Origin of the sequence: Streptomyces sp. SID5785 (genome assembly GCF_009870065.1) — a bacterium.
Classification (GTDB): Bacteria; Actinomycetota; Actinomycetes; order Streptomycetales; family Streptomycetaceae; genus Streptomyces.
In genome coordinates, this window is record NZ_WWIA01000751.1 from 1 (window position 1) to 1,210 (window position 1,210).

General features: G+C 77.3%; 1 protein-coding gene. It reads left to right on the forward strand.

The window, feature by feature from the left end:
* A partial coding sequence (locus tag GTW43_RS24480; protein ID WP_237536795.1) for a polysaccharide lyase family 8 super-sandwich domain-containing protein occupies positions 1–1,080 on the forward strand: 1,080 nt, incomplete at its 5' end.
* Positions 1,081–1,210: the final 130 nt, after the last annotated feature.

The window sequence follows — 1,210 nt, forward strand, 5'->3', positions numbered from 1 at the left end:
GAGACCGGCAACGGCGAGAACGTCCGCGGCTGGCACACCGGTTCGGGCCTCCTGTCCTGGTGGGCCGCGGGCGACAGCGACGGCGGCGGGCAGTACAGCGACGGCTACTGGCCGACCGTGGACCCGTACCGGCTGCCCGGCACGACCGTCTCCCGCAAGCCGCTCGCCGACGCGGCGGGCGGCGCCTGGGGCGCGGCCCGCCCGGACACCACCTGGGTGGGCGGCGCGAGCGACGGCACGTACGGGGTGACGGCGCAGGACGTGCGCGGGCTGAGCTCGACGCTGCGCGGACGCAAGGCGTGGTTCTTCCTGGACGACGCCGTGGTCTGCCTCGGCGCGGGCATCACCGCGACGGACGGCGCCGGGGTCGAGACGGTCGTCGACACCCGCTCGCTGGGGGCGGCGGGCACGGCGCGGCTGACCGTCGACGGCCGGCCCCAGCCCGACGGGCACCCCTGGCACGGCAGCTTCCGCGACGCCCGGTGGGCGCACGTGGCCGGGCACGCCGGCTATGTCTTCCGCGAGGGCGCCCCCGTGACGGCGCTGCGCGAGGAGCGCACCGGGACCTGGAAGGCGATCAACGGCGGGGGCGCGACGGACCCGGTGACCCGCCGCTACCTCACCCTGCTCGCCGATCACGGCACGGACCCGTCGGACGGTTCCTACGCGTACGTCCTGATGCCGGGAGCGAGCGCCGCACGCACCGCGGGCCGGGCGGCGGACCGCCGCTGGCTCGACCTCACGGCCAACTCCGCGGCGGCGCAGGGCGTGCGGGTGCCGTCACTGGGGTTCACCGGCGCGGTCTTCTGGGAGGCGGGCACCGTCGGCAGGGTGAGCGCCGACGCGCCGCTGATCGTGCAGATCCACGAGCGCCGGGACCGGACGGCGACCGTCTGCGTCAGCGACCCGAACCGCGCGGTCGGCTCGGCCACGCTGGTGTGGCGCAGGCCGGTGCGGTCCGTGACGTCGAAGCCCGGGACGGTGACGGACGCGCGCACGGGCCACGAACTGCGCCTGACGTTCGGTGACTTGACCGGGGCGGGCGGGGTGACGCAGAAGGTGACGGTGCGGCTCGGCTAGCCGGCACCGGCCAGCAGGGCGAGGATCTCCGCGGCGCCGGTCCGGACGTCCGCGTCGGGCGATGCGGCGAGCAGGGCGCAGGCCGCGGCCGCGCGTGCCGCCCCGTCCTCCGCCGCGGCGTCGCCGACCC